The sequence below is a fragment of the Algihabitans albus genome, from assembly GCF_003572205.1.
Classification (GTDB): Bacteria; Pseudomonadota; Alphaproteobacteria; order Kiloniellales; family DSM-21159; genus Algihabitans; species Algihabitans albus.
In genome coordinates this window covers 68,516-86,809 of sequence record NZ_QXNY01000002.1, presented here as the reverse complement: position 1 = coordinate 86,809, position 18,294 = coordinate 68,516, and the positions used below count along the sequence as shown (strand labels likewise).

The window sequence follows — 18,294 nt, the reverse complement described above, 5'->3', positions numbered from 1 at the left end:
AGGGAGAACCCGCCCATGAAAGTCGAGTTGACGGAGGACGGCGCGATCGTGTCCGCCGAAGACATCGCCCCCTATCTGGATCTTGCGCCCGCCGCCGTACCGGAGCTTCTGCGCAAGGGCGCTCTCACCACCTTTTACGAGCGCGGCGAAGGTGCGGACGCGGGCCGCTTCCGTCTGACCTTCAAGTACCGGGGGGCCAGCGTTCGCTTTACCTGCGCCGCGGACGGGACCGTTCTGGGCCGGTTTCACACGCAGACGGTCCGCTGACATGACGTCCTCCGCGGAGCAGCTTCGGGCCTGGTCGGGACCGGCGATCCTGTCCTTCGGGTTCCGGCCTTTCTTCCTCTCCGCGGGACTCTGGGCCGCGCTGATCATGGCCCTCTGGATCCCGATGCTGTCGGGCCGGCTGAGCCTGCCGACCGCCTTCGATCCCCTGTCCTGGCATGCCCATGAAGCGCTCTTCGGATATCTCGGCGCCGTCGTCGCCGGCTTCCTGCTGACCGCCGTGCCCAACTGGACCGGCCGGCTGCCGCTGGTCGGCTGGCCGCTCTTCGGCCTCTTCGCCCTTTGGCTGCTGGGGCGCGTCGCGGTGGCCGTCTCCGCCTTGCTGCCGGCCTGGACGGTGGGGCTGGTCGATCTCGCCTTCCTGGGCCTGCTCGCCGCCGTCATCCTGCGCGAGATCCTCGCCGGCAAGAACTGGCGCAACCTGATCGTGCTGCTGTTGCTCGGCGCCCTGATCGCCGGCAACGTCCTGTTCCATTGGGAGGCCGCCGGGCAGGACGGCCACGCGGCCTCCGGACTCGGGCTGCGCCTCGGTCTGGCCGCCGCCGTCATGATGATCGCGGTGATCGGCGGCCGCATCGTGCCCTCCTTCACCCGGAACTGGCTGGTGAGGCGCGGCGCCACCTCCTCGACCGCCTGCTCCTGCCAACCGAAAGGGCCCTTCCCCGCGCCCTTCGGCGCCTTCGACAAGGTCGTCCTGCTGATCAGTCTCTTCGCGCTGCTCTGCTGGGTGGCGGCCCCCGCCTGGCCGGGCAGCGGGATCGCCCTGCTGGCGGCCGGCCTGGCGCTCTCCTTGCGCTTGGGCCGCTGGCAGGGTCTGCGGACCGGGGCCGAGCCGCTGGTCTGGATCCTCCATGTCGGCTACGCCTTCCTGCCGCTCGGGATGTTCGCCCTGGGCACGGCGATCCTCTGGCCCGGCGCGCTGACGAACGTCGCCGCCCAGCACCTCTGGATGGCCGGCGGGATCGGCGTCATGACGCTGGCGGTCATGACCCGCGCGACCCTCGGCCACAGCGGGCGCGACCTGACGGCCGACGCCTGGACGACCCGGCTCTATCTGCTGGTCATCGCCTCGGTGATCGCGCGTCTGCTCGGCGGCCTGCTCCCCGACTGGGCGTCGACACTCTACGCCCTCTCCGCCGCCCTCTGGTGCGCCGGCTTCGCGGGCTTCGCGCTGCTTTACGGGCCCTTGCTGATCCGCCGGCGGAGGGAGCCGCGCTAGGTGGCCGGCTGGACCGAGTACGCCCTGGCCTTTCTGGCCTTCTTCCTCTCCCACGCGCTGCCGGTCAGGCCGCCGGTCAAGAGGCGGCTCGTCGCCGGGCTCGGGCCGCAGGGCTTCACGCTCGGCTACTCCCTGCTGTCCCTGGCCCTGCTCGCCTGGCTGATCGCGGCGGCCGGGCGCGCGCCCTTTCTGCCGCTCTGGGGCTGGGCGCCCTGGCAGGCCACCATCCCGCTGACCGCCATGGCCGCCGTCTGCCTGCTGGTGGCGCTCGGCCTCGGCCGCCCAAACCCCTTTTCCTTCGGCGGCCTGAAGAACGAGACCTTCGACCCCGCCCGGCCTGGCCTGGTCCGCTGGACGCGCCACCCCTTGCTGCTGGCCCTGGCGATCTGGGCCGCCGCGCACATGCCGCCCAACGGCGATCTCGCCCACCTGCTGCTCTTCGGAAGCTTCGCCGCCTTCGCCCTGCTCGGCATGCGCCTGATCGACCGCCGCAAACGCCGGCAGATGGGGGAGGATTGGGAGGACCTGGTCGAGCGGGTAAGAGAGAGTCCGAAACCGACAGGCGCCGACCTGACGGTGGATCTGGCCTGGCGCCTCAGTGCGGCGGCGCTGCTCTACATTCTGCTACTGCTCCTGCACCCGCAGCTCTTCGGCGTTTCGCCGCTGCCGTGATGACTAAACAAACACAGCTTCGTCGACGGAAACTCAGATCAAGGCAAGTGCATACAGCGACACTCGAATAGGCTTCTAACTACCATAAACTCGAACAAATCGGTCTTTTGCTGTTCGAAGATTATATAGAAACCCTTGCCACCCGGCCCTTCTTGCAGTTTCCCGAAGAGGTTTGCGAGGTTCGAAGATTGACTGCTCTTGAAGATCAGCCGATAAATAATAGATTGAAAAATTAAAATAATCATCATTAAAAATAACGAGAAACAGCGGAAAATAGATACCAGCGTCCATTCTTTCTTTCTGAGGCGCCCACGCAGCACCCAATACTTTATCCGGAATTTCACATCTCTTCTTAGACCTTGTTGCCTTGACCTGCGCTAAGAAGCCGCAAAAATCACATATTACGTCAGCGCATTTGAAATTTCTTGGGAGCCGTTTAAGAGTTTTTGCTCTTTTACAAGATGGACAGGAGCAGAGTTTACAAACGGCATTTTCGCCGCTCTCTCCCAACTGTTGGTGCTGAGTTGGCATTAGAGAAACCGATCAAATTACACTAAAAAGACAAATACACATCACTCACTCAGACCGAGTTTATCAAAGAAAATTGAATTCCGCGCCTGTGCGTCGAGCAGCAATTTGTCGTACGGAATGACTTCGGCGTAGGTGTCAGGGTTTAGGGTGTAACCAAAAAGCCCCTTGCCGTCTGGCGTTGAATTGAATCTACCCCTCAGACGCTTTGTGAGTCCGGCAGTAATATCTGCAACTATATAGCAATGGAATGATGTGTTCGCGCCAATCCCCGAAATCACATTGCCTTTTCTGTCGCGTATGGTCTTACTGGACTTAAACAGCGTAACGTAGTCCATAAGCTGCATTAGAGGATCATTCTTGTCCGTATAGTCCTCGAGGCCAGGCCTTTTGAACTCGACTAGTATGACGGTATCGCAGGAACGTTCACTTTCTCTCCAGGCAACGCAACTATCATAGAAAAAGGCAATGTCCGGCTCACGACCTGAGTCTGACTCCGTGTAGCTTTTGATCGGTCTATCGGAAGCAAAAAAATTAAAGAAAGCGAGCCGGTCATCTAGGATCCATAGATTATTGTCGTCGATATGAATCTCACTCGATTCAATTCGCATCGGACATATGAGTTGGTGAATCGCTTCCTCAAGATGATGTTTTTCGTCATCCGCTTCAGCAAAACCACGAAAATTATCGAGTAAATCCAGAACAGCTTTTCTCTTTATAACGTATTCAGAAAGTGAACCCTTTTTATCATCTAATATATATCCTTTATACTCGTCGATTTTACCGGCAATAGCTTCATCATATTTCTGCGCAGCATCAATATCGCGCTTTACGCCATCAAAACGGCGTTGCCTGCGATAGCGATTCTGCGCCATTTCTACGTATATTCTTTCTTCGTTATTGCTGTTGGCTTGAAGGTTATCTACAAATTGGTCAATTTCATCTTGAACATAAATATATTGCGGGTGTTTTCTAATAATTTCGAATGCAATCGATTTCTTTTGTGCAAGCGCCTGTTCAACGTACTCCTTCAGAAATTCTTTGACGCTAGACGCAACCTGACGCCGTATCAAACGTCCCTCTTCAGGATCGAAAATGAAGTCGGTGCGTTGTGGATTGACGTGGGTATCGAGATAGTCACCTGTGACGGTTCCAACGTAAATCTGTTCGCCGTCAAGAGAGCCCAGGCCAATCTGATCGTCAATGCCGTACTCCTTTACGCCACGATCATTGGCGCAAAAGCACATCCAGTTGTTGACCGAACCACGAGGGCGGATACTTTTGTCACACTTCATATGACGAACAATAATGGGTTGATTTTTATTCTCTATCTCGACTTCAATAATCTGCTCAACTGATTCATTAATCTTTTCTTTGAACTCTTTTTGAAGATCAATGACGCCGTTGTCGTGTAAATAGATAAGAGGAGAGTTATCGCCAGCAAAAACAGGTAGGAAGTGAGCGATAACTCGCTGAACAATTGTATCTGTTTTAACCGGACACCTTGCTCCGTAAGAGTCCAAGAATTCACTCAATGTGACTGTTGTTCCGGGTTCCTTTGGCGCGATGTCTGAGGGCTCTTTGGTATCGACCTGGTTGCTTTCGCGCAGAACGAAATTGAATTCAACCTGCTTCAGAGTGTCACCGTTGAGAAAAGATGAACTGACGGTGATGTTCCCGAAAACTTTTAGCCAGCCGAGACGACCGATGCCCTTACCGCCTTTGCTTATCTTGTGCTGGGTGAAGGGTGTGCAAAAAGAGGCGAAGTTTTCCTCATTCAGACCAATTCCGTTGTCGCGTATCATGAAACCAGCGACGGGGGTGCTGCCGTCTTCAAGCGTATCGCGATGAATATCGATGTCGATTCGGCCTTTTTCAGCAAGTCTGTCATCCCCAAACCGCTCACTGATCGCGTACAAAGAATTGCTGACGGCCTCATAGAGAGGCAATAGCGCGCTGGTCTCTGACGGCTTGAGCGGAAGGCGCGCAACCTGCCCAATGACATCGGTATGTAAGTTTGGCACCTGCTTCTCCGCTAAACATCGCGTTTCTAATCTGCCTTGGTCTTGAACTCATGCGTCCGCGTGCATTCAATCAGTCTATGATTGTATTTTTCCGGCTTCTCTGCAACCCCGCTGGGCGGCACGCTGGATTTCTTCGCCCCGACGACCCAGGCGACCTTTCCTTGAACAAACGGAAGGTAATCGCAGAAGCCGGCGAGCAGAGAAGACTTGCGGACTGCAAGGCCCAGCGTCGCAGTCAGATCGAGGTTGTCGCGATCCCGCTGGGTACATTCGGCCGCCGTCAAAGGCAAACGTCGGTCGCCATGTCTTCGATGAAAAATGGCGCGCAGCTTTGGATGAACAAGAGAACTACGTCTTCGCCATAGCACTATGATAGTTGAGGCTTTCGGCATTTGAGACATGTGGAGGCGACAATGCAGCCGTGCTGCGTCGTGCGGCGGGAGGCCAGCATCAGATATTCGAGTATTCGTACGAAGAGATCCTTTCATCTAGCTCAGATCAACAGCCTCACCTAAGTCGCGCCCAATCACTTCGGAAATCAGGAATAACACGCTCTTCGATCAATCGATCGAAGAGGTCGAAGAATGACGCCTCGCTTCTCTGCCAGCTAAGGAACCCGCGCTCGCGGCTGTTGCTCATGTCGGTAAAGCATTCGATCTCGCGGCCGAGATCGGAATCGGTGTGCCACCATGAGGTCAGATGGGTCGCCACATGTGGGGCCAATTCGTGCTTGTCGACGATGTCTTTCCAGACCGCATCGGCATTCGCCATCTGATGGGCGAGCGGTCGAGGCTCTTCAGGCAATGGCGCAGGTGTCAGGCCGAAATAGCTGGCGATACGCGACCACATCCTTTCCCAACGAAACAGGTCGCCATTCGCGACATTGAATGCGGTGTTTGCCGCAATCGGTTCGGTCGCTGCCCAAGCCAGATGGTTCGCCAGCAGCCGGGCATCGGTGATATCTGTCACGGCCCCATATTGCGCGGCGGAACCGGGAAAGACGAAGGGGCGCTTCGTCTCCCGGCAGATTGACGCATAGACCGCAAGTGTCACGCCCATATTCATTGCGTTGCCGAGGGCATAACCGATAAGCGTGTGGGGGCGGTGCACACTCCACGAAAATCCCCGCCGTTCGGCCGCATCGAGCAATTCGTCCTCTTGGTCATAATAGAAGTTGGGAGCGGGCAACCGTGGCTGGTCCTCCTGAAACGGGGTGTAAGGCAACCCGGTAGCGTAGGCCTCGAAAGAACCGAGATAGTGCTTGAGACCGGTAACCAGCGCGACATGGGAAAGCGACGAATTGGCGAGCCCGTCCAACACGTTGCGGATCATCGCGCGGTTGACGATGCAGTTCTCGGCTTCCGTCGGTTGCGGCGACCAAGTGCAATAGAAAAGCTTGTCTATACAGGGCAGTTTTCCCAGCACAGACTTCGTCGCAGCCCGATCCCTTAGGTCCAAGGCGACATGGCTGACCGAACCTTCCGTCTCTATTCTTTCAAGTGCGAGCGTCACCACGCGCCAGCCCCTGTCGATTAGGAGTCTTGAAAGGTTGCTACCGGCCATTCCGGTCGAACCGACGACTAAGGCGGTGTAACGCACTTATCGCGCCTGGACTTCTATGCGTACGCGATCGAATGACGGCGCCATTTGCTCGGCAGCTATAGTCTTCGAGCAGAGCTGTGTGGCGTTTGGCAAGGGGTTCTCCTGTTCTCCAGTTCATTTCCGGCTTTGGAGATGGGAGTTATTTTGGGGAATGTGCGTCCCCTCTCAGGGGACGGTGGGACTATTGCGGCTCACATCAGCCGCCTCGTCCCAAGGCGGCTCGGGTCGCCAGGTCTCGGCCAACAGATCAATAAAATGGCGGACCTTGGGCGATAAGTGCCGACCGGTCGGATAAACGACGCGGATCGGTGGCCCGTCCAGAGCATGGTCTTCAAGAATGGGTTGCAGTCGGCCAGCGCGAAGATCAGCGCCGATAAGAAAAGTCGCGAGTTGCCCGATGCCATATCCGGCGAGCACTGCATCTCGCAGCGACTCCGAGTTACTCGTACAAAACCGCCCGTGCACCCGAACAAACTGCTCATTTACTGCTGTTTCGGCCCCATCCGCCGGGACTTGAGATCGAAAGCGCCACTCTGTCGGACGACCGCCATGAGTAAAGGCGAGGCAACTGTGATCGCCCAAATCAGTCGGCGTCATCGGAGCATCATGCGATGCCAGATATTCAGGCGACGCGCAGGTGACCAGACGATGCCGAGCCAGAGTGCGGCCGACAAGCTGACTGTCTTCCTCGCCTCCAATTCGGATGGCGACGTCAATGCCTTCCTCAATGAGATCGACATAGCGATCCGTGAAGGTGACGTTCACCACGACCTCGGGCCACATCTCCATGAAGCGGTGAAGTACCGGCAATACATGAAGGCGACCGAAGGACACCGGCAGATCGAGCCGGAGCCGTCCGCGCGGTTGCTCCGTCCGGCTTGCCATATCGAGTTCGATTTCTTCGAGGTCGGCCAGAACCCTCACGCAACGCGCGTAGAAGGCCTCGCCTTCGTGTGTGAGGGTAACGCTGCGGGTCGTACGCTGAAGCAGGCGCACACCAAGGCTATCCTCGAGCCGCACCACGCATTTGCCTACGGCCGAGCGAGACAGGCCCAGCTGCTGCGCAGCAATCGTGAAACTTCGAGCGTCGGAGACACGAACGAATGCGGCAAGGTCTGTGATGCGGTCAATGGCCATAGCGGAACACTGATTGCACACCTTATGTCCCAAGTGAAGTCACGAATGAACTGTTTGTGTTGCCGTGCGCGCCAATTATCGTCTTTCAAAATCAATGTGCCCTGATGTGAAAGATGATCACGATGACTCTGATCGACCGCCGGACAGCTATGCTGATCGCAATCTGCATAGCGAGTTTTCTCGAACCCTTGGCAACCACCGTAGTCGTGGTTGCGCTTCCCGCAATTCAGCAAGCGACAGATGCTACTTTTGCCGACCTGCAATGGATCGTGAACGCGTATGTTCTGACCTTCGCCGCCTTGGTGCTGACCGGCGGCGCTCTGGCAGATCGTTTTGGCCGCAAATTGGTGTTCCAGCTTGGCCTTCTGGCCTTCCTTGCCGGCTCGATCATGTGCGGACTCGCCAATATCCCGATTGCACTCAGCATCGGGCGGGGTATCGCCGGGCTCGGATCGGCATTCATGCTCAGCGCCGGTCTCGCGCTCATCGTTCAGGATTTCCATGGTCGCGAGCGCGTCCGAGCCTTCGCAATCTGGGGTGTGATTGTATGTGCCGGAGCAGTCTTCGGTCCCTTGATCGGCGGGTTGATCACCGATGCTTTTGGCTGGCGATGGATATTTCTCTCCATGGTGCCGGTATGCTTGCCGCTGCTTCTGCTGACGCATTGGAGCACTCCGGAATCGCGCGATCCGCTGTCGCAGAAACTGGACTGGCTCGGCCTCGGCAGCTTTACGGCGATGTTCTTCGTGCTGATGTACGTCCTGATCGAAGGCAACGCACTTGGCTGGACCAGTCCCATCGTCCTCGCTTTGCTTGCGGCCACCGTTGTGCTGACAGTAATCTTCATTACTGGGCAGCTACGTCAGTCGCGGCCGATGTTTGATCTGTCGCTCTTCACGGACAGGACCTTCACTGGCGCGTCGATCGTGGCGGTGGTCATTGCCGCCGCGTTCTTTACGCTGATCGTCTATTTGCCGCTCTACTTTCAGGGTGTGGTGAATTACGGACCCACGGAGGCGGGCCTGGCTCTGCTGCCGCTCGGCGTACCGCTTCTGCTGATGGGACCGGTCAGTGGTCGTCTTGCCGCAGTCGTATCCCCAAAGCTTTTCCTCCCGCTCGGCCTCCTCATCATTGCAAGCGGGGCAGCCTGCATCGCTTTGATGCCTCAGTTCGGAATAGGTGCGGTTTATGCCGGTATGTTCATCGCCGGAATCGGCGCTGGACTTATCAATGGGGAGCTTTCCAACGTCGCGATCAGTGTCGTTGAGCCGGAGCGCAGCGGCATGGCGTCGGGCATCAACAACACTATGCGCCAGTTCGGTTACGGGATCGGAATCGCTGGTTTGGGCGCGCTATTCGGCGGGATGGTTGTCTCCGCGCTGGCTGACCAAGGACGCGATTTTGCAGAACGGGTGGCTTCCGGCGATATCGAGGCTGCAGTGGCTGGACTATCGAATGCCGACGCCGCACGGATCGCAGCCGACACCGCGTTCATAAATGCGTTCAGCACGATTTGCTTCGTTGCGGCCGGCATCGCCGCAGTTGGAGCGGTGTTGGCGTTTGCGCTCATTCGCAAGGATCGGCCTACTGAAATACAGCCTTCGATCGCTCTAGCGGACAGAAATGGTTGAAGCTGCGCTTCACAAGTTATGCGGCGCCTTGCCGTCTCGTCGATGACATCGTTGCATTTTTGGAGACCGGTGAAGCCAAGAGAACAGATGCAATTCTCGCAGAAAAAGTGGGAATTCTAATTGGAACTGAGCCGCCTTCGCTATTTTCTGGCAGCGGCCGATGAGCTGAGTTTTCGCCGCGCGGCCGATGTTGTCGGCGTCAATCAGTCGGCGGTGTCGCGTCAGATTGCGGCCCTGGAAGACGAACTCGGCGTCACGCTCTTCGAACGCAGAAGCACGGGCGCGCGCCTGACAGAAGTCGGGCGCGTGTTTCTCGCGGACGCGCGGAGGATCGTCGCGGATGTTGACCGGGCGCGCGAAACAATTGCGGCGGTGGCGTTCGGCACTGAAGGCCGATTGCGGCTGGCAATCTGCGAAGATGCCACGACACCGACATTCGCGGCGATCATTGCCGCTCACCGGGAACGCTGCCCAGCTGTCACATTAGACCTGTTCGAGATACCGAACGCTATGCAGCCGGCGGCACTTCGGCGTGGCGAAATCGATGCCGGTCTCTTGCTGCCGCCAGTGCGTCGGGATGGAATTCAGCTTGATGAACTGTGGCGTGAGGACTGGTTGGTCGCCATGCCGAGCGATCACCGCTTCGTGGACATGGAAACCGTCTCCATAGGCGATTTGGCGGGCGAGAATTTCATCACCGCGCATCCCGAGTTTGGCCCCGGCTGCCATGCCCAGAGTCAGGATATTTTCGTCGCGGCGGGCATTCAGCCGCGCATTGTTGCCCGAGCGTTTCGCAGGCTGACGATGGCGATGCTGGTGCAATCCGGGGCGGGCGTGACGCTGGTTCCGGGTGCGTTTTCTGGCGTTGCAATGGACGGTATCATGACACGCCCACTGTCGTCCGAAGGGCATCGAATGTGCGTCGCGGCGGCATATCCTGAGGGCGATATGCAAGGCATCGTAGCGCAGTTTCTGCGCACCGCGAGCGCGGCTGTTACCACTTTTCAAGCGCAGTAAGTTGCAGTTCAGTCCGATGGCATTTTGCTGTACGTCAGGGATTGAGAGCGACAGCGGAGGGAAGGAAGGGGATGGCAAGATAAAGCGAGTTGCCTCGCTGCCGGAATTTCGTTCCTAGCCATCTGTCTGCACATGGTTTTTGCGCCTCGCCCTTCAGAGGCCGCAATGTGCGGCGGTGCCGCATGCTTGCGATTTTCCTTTAATTTCAATGCCTTTAACGGTGCTGTCTGCGAGGTGCGGTGATCGACAGATCGCCGTTTCTGCGATTGCACCTGTCTTTCTTCGCCACGCTGCGCTCGACGCTTTCATCCTCTTGAACCGCTGATTTCTTCGCCCGATCGTCTTTCCATGGCACAGGACCACGACAGCATTCGCATCCGTCCCGGTAGGGTCCGCGATCGGGGCGTGTCGCGCCCGGTGCGCCACCACCCGGCGACCTTTATGGGCGAGGTGCATCAGGCGATCCGCCGGGCGGGCGGCGATCCGAACCGATTGCCCGGAAGGGGGAAGCGCAGCGGCCGGTTCAATGCGAGCGGCCGGGGCGCGAAGGTCGCGGCGGGTTTGAAGGGCCGGAACGGTTGGAGCCGGAGCCTCACCGGCGAGCGCACAAGGTCGCGCCGCGTGGCGGTGAAGGCTCGGATCGTGAAGCTCAACCCGCAGCGCGGCGGCCGGCGCGGAAGACAGTTCGTCAGCGCCAAGGCAGTGGACGCGCATCTGCGCTATCTGGAGCGCGATGGCATGACCCGCGACGACGAGAAGGGCCAGGTCTACTCCGCCGGGCGCGATGTCGAGGACGGCCGCGCCTTCCTGGAACGGGGTCGCGAGGACCGACACCAGTTCCGCTTCATCGTGTCAGCCGAGGACGGCGTCGAACTGTCCGACCTGCGCGAGACCACTCGTGATCTGATGCAGCAGATGGAAGCCGATCTCGACACCAAGCTCGACTGGATCGCGGTCGATCACCACAACACCGGTCATCCGCATACCCATGTCCTGCTGCGCGGCGTCACCGATCAGGGCAAGGCGCTCAACATCGCCGGCGACTATATCGCCCACGGCATCCGCGAGCGGGCGAGCGAGATCGTCACGCGGGAGCTGGGCCGTCAGGCTGAGCAGGAGGTATCGCAGCAGCTTCAGAGCGAAGTTCATGCCGAGCGCTTCACCCGGCTCGACCGGATGCTGATCGCCGAGCAGGAGGCGCGCAGCGAGTTCGCCGATCTGCGGCCCGACAAGGACATGCGCGTCCTATTCCGGAAGAACCGGGCGCTGCTCATCGACCGGGCGCGCCATCTGGAGCGCATGGGTTTAGCGACCGAAGTGACGCCGGGCCGGTGGACGATCGCCCCGGAGGCTGAGGGCACCCTGCGGGAACTCGGCACGCGCAATGACATCATCAAGACCATGCAAAGGGCGTTGAACGAGGCCGGCCTTGCCGAACCGCGGCGTGGCGCACGCTATGTGATGCATGGCGCGGAACTGGCCGAGCCGGTGACCGGGCGCGTCCTGTCGAAGGGCCTCGGCAGCGATGAGCTGGGCGAGCGCCTGCATCTCGTCATCGACGGCGTCGATGGCCGTATCCACCACATGGAGGTGGGTGCGTCTCGTACCGAGGAGATCGGGCGCGGCGTGATCGTCGAAGCCACGCCGCCCCCGCGCACGCCCCGCGCCGCCGATCGCAACATCCTGGCCGTCACCGGCGCCGATGGCGTCTACAGCCCGTCGGAGCATCTTGAGGTGGCGCGCGTCCAGGCGAAGGACCTTCGCACTGATCCCGAGATGTTCGTCAAAGCCCATGTCCGGCGACTGGAGGCGCTGCGGCGCGCTGGGATCGTCGAGCGCATCCACGCCGAACACTGGACCATTCCCGCCGACCTGCCTGAGCGCGGTCTCGCCCATGATCTCAAGCGCGACGGCCGCGATGCCCGCCTCAAGCTCCTCTCACCCATTCCGCTCAGCCAGCAGGTCACGCATGACGGCGCGACCTGGCTCGATCGCGAGCTGACGGCACGCCGGCCTCTCTCGGTCGCGGCACATGGGTTTGGCCGGGAGGTCAATGATGCACTCGACCGGCGCGCTCAGCGTCTCGTCGATATGGGTTACGCCACAGCGAAGGATGGCTACATCAACATTCCGCACAAAACCGTCGCGGTGCTGGAACGCCAGGAGGTCGAGCGCATCGGAAAGGCGCGCGCCGCCGAGCGCGGGCGCGTATGGGAGCCTGCGCAGACCGGCAACTATGTCGCGGGCACGCTGGTCGGCTCGACCCAACTCGCCAGTGGGCGCTTCGCCATGATCGACGACGGGCTCGGGTTCAGCCTCGTGCCCTGGAGCCAGCCACTAGAGAAGCAGCTCGGCAAGCATATCACCGGCATCGCCATGTCCAGCGGCGGGGTGGATTGGGACTTCGGACGACAGCGGGGACTGGGGCTTTGAGGAAACCGGAGGAGGAAGCGGTCGTCCTCCGCTGCAAAGTGATAAGCTGAGCTATCTGAGAACAGCCCTTCAATCACGAAGCCACCGAGCTTGAAACTCGCCAGACCAAATTCACCAAAAACCGCGAGTTAATTAGCGCCCATTCAGGTCCCGACAGTCCTCTATCCCCGTTTTTGAGAAATCGGTTGTGGTATTCGTGTATTTGTGTATTCGTTTATAGACTGAAACGAATCGAAGGATGAGGCTGGTGGCACTGAAAGACCTGGTTGCGCAGAAGGCAGCTCTGACTGAGGCCGCAATCGAAGAAGTTATAGCGGACTATATTCGTTATGATGCAGATGCTCGGGAAATCATATTCACGCCTGCTTTCGCCGGACTATCAAACAAGGCGAAGATTCTCGTCTTTCTGACGGCGCAGGTAGGTTGGCAGTTCGTAGTTGATGAAACGGTGACCACTGCCTTGAAACCGGCTGAGTTGGAAGAGCATTTGGGGATACCTGGCGGCACCCTTCGCCCGACCCTGAAAGACCTCAAAGATCGGCATCTGATTACGTCGAAGGGCGGTGAGTATTCGGCTCGAGCTGGCAGCTTGGAGGCGATCAAATCCGAGCTCAGTGGCGGTGGCACAACGCCAAAGCCGAAGGCACGGAAGCGCAACAAAGCTAAGAAGACGGTGGATACGTCATCTGGCGATGCAGACAGCGGTACAAAGCCAAAGGCTGCAAAGAAGGCGTCGAAAAGTGCGAACAACGGGGCCGGCGAGCGATTTTCGGCTTGGATCGAGGACGGCTTCTTTGATGACGAGAGAACGCTAAAAGATGTTCAAGACCGATTTCATGAAGTCGGCGTCATCATCGCACGCACAAGCATCCCCCAATTCCTCTTAAAGGCTGTTCGAGTTGGAAAACTCAAACGGACGAAGAAGAAGGTGGGGAACAAAGACCTGTGGGTCTACCAGACCGCCTAGCTCGAGCCGATGAAGCTCTTTGAGGAAACTTCCATTGAACCCGATCGACATTAAAGCTGCCCTCTCAGCGATCCCTGCGGCGTTACTCGACCCGCTCCTCGATCAGTTTGAGGAGGCAGTGTCAGAATATCGCGCCGGGGACTGGGAGAAGGTCGGAACGAAAGCAGGCAAGTTCTGCGAGATCGCTTACACGATATGCGAAGGACACGCGACAGGCACATTTGCGGCGTCTCCGAGTAAACCAAAAAGTATGTTTCATGACTGCCAGAAGCTAGAACAGCACAATAAGACTCGCGGAAGGCCTCTTTGCATACAGATTCCTCGCGTCCTCATAGGCCTTTATGAATTGCGCAACAATCGGGCGATAGGACACGTGAGTGGCGAGATCGATCCAAACCACATGGACGCAGAGTTTTACCTTCGCGGCATGAAGTGGATCGTGGCTGAGTTTGTGAGATTTTTCTCGAAACTTCCCGTCGCGGAGTCCCGTGCAGTTGTAGAAGCTGTAACCGCTAGAACCCACCAGATCATTTGGCAGAGCGGTGAAATTCGACGTATTCTGGATCCCAGAAGATCGGCGGAAGATAAGGTGCTCATCCTGCTCTATGCCGAGAACAAGGCAGTTTTGGTTTCGAACCTCCTCAGATGGTCGGAATACAAGAACGGTTCGAGGCTGCGTAAAAACGTCCTACGAACGCTACACGACAAAGCGATGATACACTTCGACCAGAAGCACGACACAGCGCAAATACTTCCACCGGGTCAGCGTAAAGTTGAAGGGGCTGATTTCTTAGAAATGAAGGATTAGAGCTTTATTTGAAATCGGGGTTCGCTAACTCCGAAGTATAGGGGTATTTGTTGATTTTGTTAGCGAGCATCGCCTTTGTCTTGGGGGCGATGTGAAAAGTGGCGCTACATCCTTGGGCACCTGAGAACACTCAATAGGTTGGGTTGCGCTTGCTATGTGCACCATAGAGTGGTACACAATCTCCCTGTGGAGTTGTTGAATGATTGCGAGCTTTCGGGATGAGTGGCTGCGCGCCTTCTTCGTCGACGACGTGCGCTCGCGGGGCATTCCCGCCGATCTCGAAAGCCGATTGTTCCGTAAGCTCCAGATGATCGACGACGCGATGACCGATCAGGATTTGCGCGTGCCGCCAAGCAATCATTTCGAGAAGCTGCGTGGCAATCTCGCCGGCCTGCATTCGATCCGCGTCAACAAACAGTGGCGGCTGATCTTCGCCTGGGATGGCGGCAAAGGCGAAGCCAGCGGCGTCTATCTCGACGACCATAGCTACCGATGAGGTGAAATGATGTTGATGACCAAGCGCAAGCCGGCCCCCGTTTCGGAAATCCTCATTGAGGAGTTCATGAAGCCGATGGAACTGACCCAGGCGGCGCTCTCCGAGGCGATGGGCGTGCAGCGCAAGCATGTGAACGAACTGTGCAACGACCGGCGCAACGTGACAGCCGCTACGGCGCTGATCCTGGCGCGGGTGTTTGGGACCAGTCCTGACTTCTGGCTCAATCTCCAGCGCCGCAACGATTTGTGGCAAGCGATGCATGATCCGAAGAAGCGCAAGCGGATCGACCGGGCCAAGCCTTTGAAGAAGGCGGCGTGATGATCGCCGTTTGTGCGAGACGGGTTGCTACACCCACCGTGCGCCTGTCTTTGCACGCCAAGACGCGCGTCGCGCCCTGGCGTACACATGGCCGGTTCCGCCATGCTTATTCGACGCCGATCATGGCGGGATGGCGCAGTCCCGGCATCATCGCGGCAAACCGATCGAGCGTCGCCGGCCTATGGGGGCCGCTCCGCTCGATCTCTATGACTATGTTCCGGTGCCCGGTTCGCAGACACGTCACCGCAGGAACGCACGACAAGCCTTCCGCATCACCGATGACTGGCCAGAGGTCGTCCCGGTCACCGAGGCGGAAGTGCGCATCGTCGAAGCCTATTTCGGCGACATCCTGGACGAGCTGTTCGGGCCGCTTCCCTAATCCGAGGATCAAGCCATGACTGACGCAGCCTCTCGCTCACCGGAGGCTGCGCCTGATAGCCCCGCCATTCGCGCCGCGCTCTATCTGCGCGTCTCCACGAACCGTCAGGCCGAACACGATCTCTCCATCCCGGACCAGCGCCGGCAGGCCGAGCGCTATTGCACCGCCAAGGGCTGGCAGATTGTGGCGGAGTATTTCGAGCCGGGCCAGTCGGCGACCGACGACAGACGTCCCGAGTTCCAGCGTATGATGGACGCAGCGCTTCATGGCGGGACGCCCTTCGACGTGGTGCTCGTCCATTCGTTCTCGCGCTTCTTCCGTGACCAGTTCCAGCTTGAGTTCTATGTCCGCAAACTGGCGAAGGCGGATGTCCGGCTCGTCTCCATCACCCAGGACCTGGGCGACGATCCGATGAGCAACATGATCCGCCAGATCATGGCGCTGTTCGACGAGTATCAGTCGAAGGAGAACGCCAAACACGTCCTGCGCGCCATGAAGGAGAATGCGCGCCAGGGTTTCTGGAACGGCGCGCTGCCTCCCATCGGCTATCGCACCGTTGAGGCCGAGAAGCGCGGAGCGAAGATCAAGAAAAAGCTGGAGATCGATCCGATCCATGCCGAGACCGTGCGGCTGATCTACCGGCTGGCGCTACGCGGCGATGGCGACAGCGGGCCGATGGGGCTCAAATCCATCACCAAGCACCTCAACGAACGCGACATCCGCACCCGTGATGGCGGCCGCTGGGGCATTGCCGCCGTCCATCAAATCCTGACCCGCACGACCTATGCCGGCGAGCATCGCTTCAACACCTACGACTCGAAAGCCAAGCGGCCGAAGCCCGAGTCCGAGCATGTCGTTATGGAGGTGCCGGCCATCGTACCAAAAGAAGAGTGGCAGGCGGTGCAGGCGCATCTCAAATCTCGCAATCCGAAGTGGACGCCGCCCCGCACGGTCAGCGGGCCGACGCTTCTGACCGGTATCGCCTTCTGCGCGTCCTGCGGCGGTGCGATGACGCTGAGGACCGGCAAGAGCGGGCGTTACCGCTACTACACATGTTCGACCCGCGCACGGCAAGGCAACACCGGTTGCGGTGGCACGACCGTGCCGATGGGCAAGCTCGACAAGGCGGTAACCAGCCACATCGAAAACCGCTTGCTCGATCCGCGACGTTTGACGGCATTGCTTTCGGAAGTGCTAAACCGGCGCGAAGAGTATATCGCACGACGCCAGAGCCATATCACCGAGCTGCGCAAGCGCGCTTCGGAGGCCGACGCCAAGCTCAATCGGCTCTATGAAGCGATCGAGAACGGCATCGCGGACCTCGGCGATCCCGCTTTGAAGGGGCGTGTCGCCGAACTCTCCGCCATCCGCGATCAGGCAAAGGCTGATGCAGAACGAGCGGCAGGCGCGATCGAGCGCGCGGGGCCGGAACTCACAGAAGAAAAGGTAGAAGCGTTCGCCAGTGCCGCACGCAAGCGTCTGCGCAAGAGCGACGGCAGCTATCGCCGCGACCACCTACGCGCCGTTGCTCAACGCATCGAGGTGATCGACAAGACCGAAGCGCGCATCATGGGCTCGCGAACCGCGCTTCTGAAAACACTCACTGCCGCCAGCGCACAAACGACGGCAGGCGGCGTGCCCACTTTGGAACCGAAATGGCGCGCCCGGCAGGATTCGAACCTGCGGCCTGATGCTTAGAAGGCACCTGCTCTATCCAGCTGAGCTACGGGCGCTGACCGGGTGTCGTTATGGACCGGGAGGGCCTAGTGCGTCCAGCGCAGGCGGCGGTCGTACTTGAAGTTGTCGGCGTAGGCCTTGGGCCGGACCTCGCGCTGGCTCGGCCGCTGCACGCTGTACATGTAGCCGTGGCGCTTGGCGTAGTCCACGGCCTCCTCCTCGCTGTCGAAGAAGAGGCGGAGCTGCTGGCGCGTGTCGCCCGAGGCGGTCCAGCCCATCAGCGGCTCGATGCTGCGCTGCTGCTGCGGCTCGAACTCCAGCACCCAGCGCTTGGTGTTGGCCCGGCCGGACTGGGTGGCCGTCTTGGGGCTTCGGTAAATCCGCACCTGCATGGCGGTCTCTCGTTCTCTCGGGTGTCGACTGGCGCTTTCGTGCCGCGCTGTCAAAGATGTCGTCCTGTCAAAGATATGGTCGGGGAGACTGGATTCGAACCAGCGACCCTCTGCTCCCAAAGCAGATGCGCTACCAGGCTGCGCTACTCCCCGGCCCGCCCGCCGCCGTGCCGCTCTGCAGGCTTGCGCGCTTATAGCACTCCGAAGTAGGAGCGCCTAGAGAGCGATCCCACGTCCCCGGATCGGTTGCACTGGAAGTCAAACACGGCCGCGTGAAGATTTCGTAGCCGTAACCCGCCCAATCGGAGGCCGCTTTGTTCACCCCCTTTCCCGACGGCAGTCGCGCCCGCGTCGTTCAGGCCTACCGGCGCCCCTACGAGGCCCCCTTCCGCGCCGAGGCGGGTGCCGCCGTACGGCCGGACTTCGGCCCGAAGACCGATATCGAGGGCTGGATCTGGGCGGAGGACCCGGAGGGACGCGGCGGCTGGACGCCGCTGGCCTGGCTCGACCGCAGCGCCGAGCCCTGGCGCCTGACCCGCGATTTCGACGCCCTGGAGCTGACCGTCGCCGAGGGCGAGGAGGTGACGCTGCACTTCGCCGAGAGCGGCTTCGTCCTGGCGACGACAGCCGACGGCGAGACCGGCTGGCTGCCCGACGGCGTGCTGGAGCGCCTGCCCTAGCCGCCGCCGGCTTTCACGCCGGCTTTCAC

Annotated in this window: 19 protein-coding genes and 2 tRNA genes; 13 read left to right on the top strand and 8 right to left on the bottom strand. The window is 59.5% G+C overall.

Features of this window, described 5'->3' with window-relative positions; genetic code table 11:
- Positions 1-15 precede the first annotated feature (15 nt).
- The 3 genes from DBZ32_RS01895 to DBZ32_RS01885 are packed head-to-tail and all read left to right on the top strand — an operon-like array spanning position 16 to position 2,176.
- Positions 16-267, top strand: a complete 252-nt coding sequence (locus tag DBZ32_RS01895; RefSeq protein WP_119165439.1) for a DUF6522 family protein — start codon at positions 16-18, stop codon at positions 265-267.
- 1 nt (position 268) lies between these two features.
- On the top strand, positions 269-1,504 hold the full coding sequence (locus tag DBZ32_RS01890) for an NnrS family protein (protein WP_119165438.1): 1,236 nt from the start codon (positions 269-271) through the stop codon (positions 1,502-1,504).
- Positions 1,505-2,176 (top strand): NnrU family protein, encoded by a 672-nt coding sequence (locus tag DBZ32_RS01885; protein WP_119165437.1) that lies wholly within the window; start codon positions 1,505-1,507, stop codon positions 2,174-2,176.
- 75 nt (positions 2,177-2,251) lie between these two features.
- Here the strand turns inward: DBZ32_RS01885 and DBZ32_RS22780 are convergent, their stop codons facing one another.
- From DBZ32_RS22780 to DBZ32_RS01860, 5 genes are all read right to left on the bottom strand, one after another.
- Positions 2,252-2,707 (bottom strand): DpnI domain-containing protein, encoded by a 456-nt coding sequence (locus tag DBZ32_RS22780; protein WP_119165436.1) that lies wholly within the window; start codon positions 2,705-2,707, stop codon positions 2,252-2,254.
- A gap of 41 nt (positions 2,708-2,748) precedes the next feature.
- Complete coding sequence (locus DBZ32_RS01875) at positions 2,749-4,728, bottom strand: ATP-binding protein (protein ID WP_119165435.1); 1,980 nt, start codon at positions 4,726-4,728, stop codon at positions 2,749-2,751.
- Between the two features lie 26 nt (positions 4,729-4,754).
- Positions 4,755-5,018 carry a hypothetical protein gene (locus tag DBZ32_RS01870; protein ID WP_162906516.1) on the bottom strand — a complete coding sequence of 88 codons (264 nt, stop codon included), beginning with the start codon at positions 5,016-5,018 and terminating at the stop codon, positions 4,755-4,757.
- Between the two features lie 217 nt (positions 5,019-5,235).
- Complete coding sequence (locus DBZ32_RS01865) at positions 5,236-6,327, bottom strand: SDR family oxidoreductase (protein ID WP_119165433.1); 1,092 nt, start codon at positions 6,325-6,327, stop codon at positions 5,236-5,238.
- A gap of 168 nt (positions 6,328-6,495) precedes the next feature.
- A complete protein-coding gene (locus DBZ32_RS01860) occupies positions 6,496-7,467 on the bottom strand; it encodes a LysR family transcriptional regulator (protein WP_119165432.1) in 972 nt (323 codons plus the stop codon).
- 122 nt (positions 7,468-7,589) lie between these two features.
- On the opposite strand from DBZ32_RS01860, the gene DBZ32_RS01855 reads away from it, so the two are divergent.
- The 9 genes from DBZ32_RS01855 to DBZ32_RS01815 all read left to right on the top strand — a co-directional run bounded on the left by DBZ32_RS01855 (position 7,590) and on the right by DBZ32_RS01815 (position 17,214).
- Positions 7,590-9,098 (top strand): MFS transporter, encoded by a 1,509-nt coding sequence (locus DBZ32_RS01855; RefSeq protein WP_162906515.1) that lies wholly within the window; start codon positions 7,590-7,592, stop codon positions 9,096-9,098.
- Positions 9,099-9,218: 120 nt separating this feature from the next.
- Positions 9,219-10,115: a LysR substrate-binding domain-containing protein gene (locus tag DBZ32_RS01850; protein WP_119165430.1), complete on the top strand. Its 897-nt coding sequence runs from the start codon at positions 9,219-9,221 to the stop codon at positions 10,113-10,115.
- A 348-nt stretch (positions 10,116-10,463) separates the two neighbouring features.
- Entirely contained in the window at positions 10,464-12,548 is a 2,085-nt protein-coding gene (locus tag DBZ32_RS01845; protein ID WP_119165429.1) for a DUF3363 domain-containing protein, read from the top strand.
- Between the two features lie 247 nt (positions 12,549-12,795).
- Positions 12,796-13,515 carry a hypothetical protein gene (locus tag DBZ32_RS01840; protein WP_162906514.1) on the top strand — a complete coding sequence of 240 codons (720 nt, stop codon included), beginning with the start codon at positions 12,796-12,798 and terminating at the stop codon, positions 13,513-13,515.
- Between the two features lie 34 nt (positions 13,516-13,549).
- Positions 13,550-14,323, top strand: coding sequence for a hypothetical protein (locus tag DBZ32_RS01835; protein WP_119165427.1), 774 nt, complete (start codon positions 13,550-13,552; stop codon positions 14,321-14,323).
- Positions 14,324-14,522: 199 nt separating this feature from the next.
- On the top strand, positions 14,523-14,819 hold the full coding sequence (locus DBZ32_RS01830) for a type II toxin-antitoxin system RelE/ParE family toxin (RefSeq protein ID WP_119165426.1): 297 nt from the start codon (positions 14,523-14,525) through the stop codon (positions 14,817-14,819).
- 9 nt (positions 14,820-14,828) lie between these two features.
- Positions 14,829-15,137 carry a HigA family addiction module antitoxin gene (locus tag DBZ32_RS01825; RefSeq protein WP_119166299.1) on the top strand — a complete coding sequence of 103 codons (309 nt, stop codon included), beginning with the start codon at positions 14,829-14,831 and terminating at the stop codon, positions 15,135-15,137.
- A 130-nt stretch (positions 15,138-15,267) separates the two neighbouring features.
- Complete coding sequence (locus tag DBZ32_RS01820) at positions 15,268-15,516, top strand: hypothetical protein (protein ID WP_119165425.1); 249 nt, start codon at positions 15,268-15,270, stop codon at positions 15,514-15,516.
- A 15-nt stretch (positions 15,517-15,531) separates the two neighbouring features.
- On the top strand, positions 15,532-17,214 hold the full coding sequence (locus tag DBZ32_RS01815; RefSeq protein ID WP_119166298.1) for a recombinase family protein: 1,683 nt from the start codon (positions 15,532-15,534) through the stop codon (positions 17,212-17,214).
- Here the strand turns inward: DBZ32_RS01815 and DBZ32_RS01810 are convergent.
- From DBZ32_RS01810 to DBZ32_RS01800, 3 genes are all read right to left on the bottom strand, one after another.
- Positions 17,173-17,249: transfer RNA gene (locus DBZ32_RS01810), tRNA-Arg, on the bottom strand. The genes DBZ32_RS01815 and DBZ32_RS01810 overlap by 42 nt on opposite strands.
- A gap of 30 nt (positions 17,250-17,279) precedes the next feature.
- The gene (locus DBZ32_RS01805) at positions 17,280-17,585 is read right to left on the bottom strand and encodes an ETC complex I subunit (RefSeq protein ID WP_119165424.1); all 306 of its coding nucleotides are present in this window, start codon (positions 17,583-17,585) and stop codon (positions 17,280-17,282) included.
- Between the two features lie 76 nt (positions 17,586-17,661).
- Positions 17,662-17,738, bottom strand: a tRNA-Pro gene (locus DBZ32_RS01800).
- Positions 17,739-17,899: 161 nt separating this feature from the next.
- Here DBZ32_RS01800 and DBZ32_RS01795 point away from each other — a divergent pair.
- On the top strand, positions 17,900-18,265 hold the full coding sequence (locus tag DBZ32_RS01795) for a peptide-binding protein (protein ID WP_119165423.1): 366 nt from the start codon (positions 17,900-17,902) through the stop codon (positions 18,263-18,265).
- Positions 18,266-18,294 lie beyond the last annotated feature (29 nt).

Bases quoted from the DNA above. Each gene is read 5' to 3' on its own strand.
- DBZ32_RS01820 (WP_119165425.1), top strand. From the start codon at position 15,268: ATGGCGCAGTCCCGGCATCATCGCGGCAAACCGATCGAGCGTCGCCGG.
- DBZ32_RS01805 (WP_119165424.1), bottom strand. From the start codon at position 17,585: ATGCAGGTGCGGATTTACCGAAGCCCCAAGACGGCCACCCAGTCCGGC.
- DBZ32_RS01895 (WP_119165439.1), top strand. From the start codon at position 16: ATGAAAGTCGAGTTGACGGAGGACGGCGCGATCGTGTCCGCCGAAGAC.
- DBZ32_RS22780 (WP_119165436.1), bottom strand. From the start codon at position 2,707: ATGCCAACTCAGCACCAACAGTTGGGAGAGAGCGGCGAAAATGCCGTT.
- DBZ32_RS01860 (WP_119165432.1), bottom strand. From the start codon at position 7,467: ATGGCCATTGACCGCATCACAGACCTTGCCGCATTCGTTCGTGTCTCC.
- DBZ32_RS01855 (WP_162906515.1), top strand. From the start codon at position 7,590: ATGACTCTGATCGACCGCCGGACAGCTATGCTGATCGCAATCTGCATA.
- DBZ32_RS01825 (WP_119166299.1), top strand. From the start codon at position 14,829: ATGTTGATGACCAAGCGCAAGCCGGCCCCCGTTTCGGAAATCCTCATT.
- DBZ32_RS01830 (WP_119165426.1), top strand. From the start codon at position 14,523: ATGATTGCGAGCTTTCGGGATGAGTGGCTGCGCGCCTTCTTCGTCGAC.
- DBZ32_RS01815 (WP_119166298.1), top strand. From the start codon at position 15,532: ATGACTGACGCAGCCTCTCGCTCACCGGAGGCTGCGCCTGATAGCCCC.
- DBZ32_RS01890 (WP_119165438.1), top strand. From the start codon at position 269: ATGACGTCCTCCGCGGAGCAGCTTCGGGCCTGGTCGGGACCGGCGATC.
- DBZ32_RS01845 (WP_119165429.1), top strand. From the start codon at position 10,464: ATGGCACAGGACCACGACAGCATTCGCATCCGTCCCGGTAGGGTCCGC.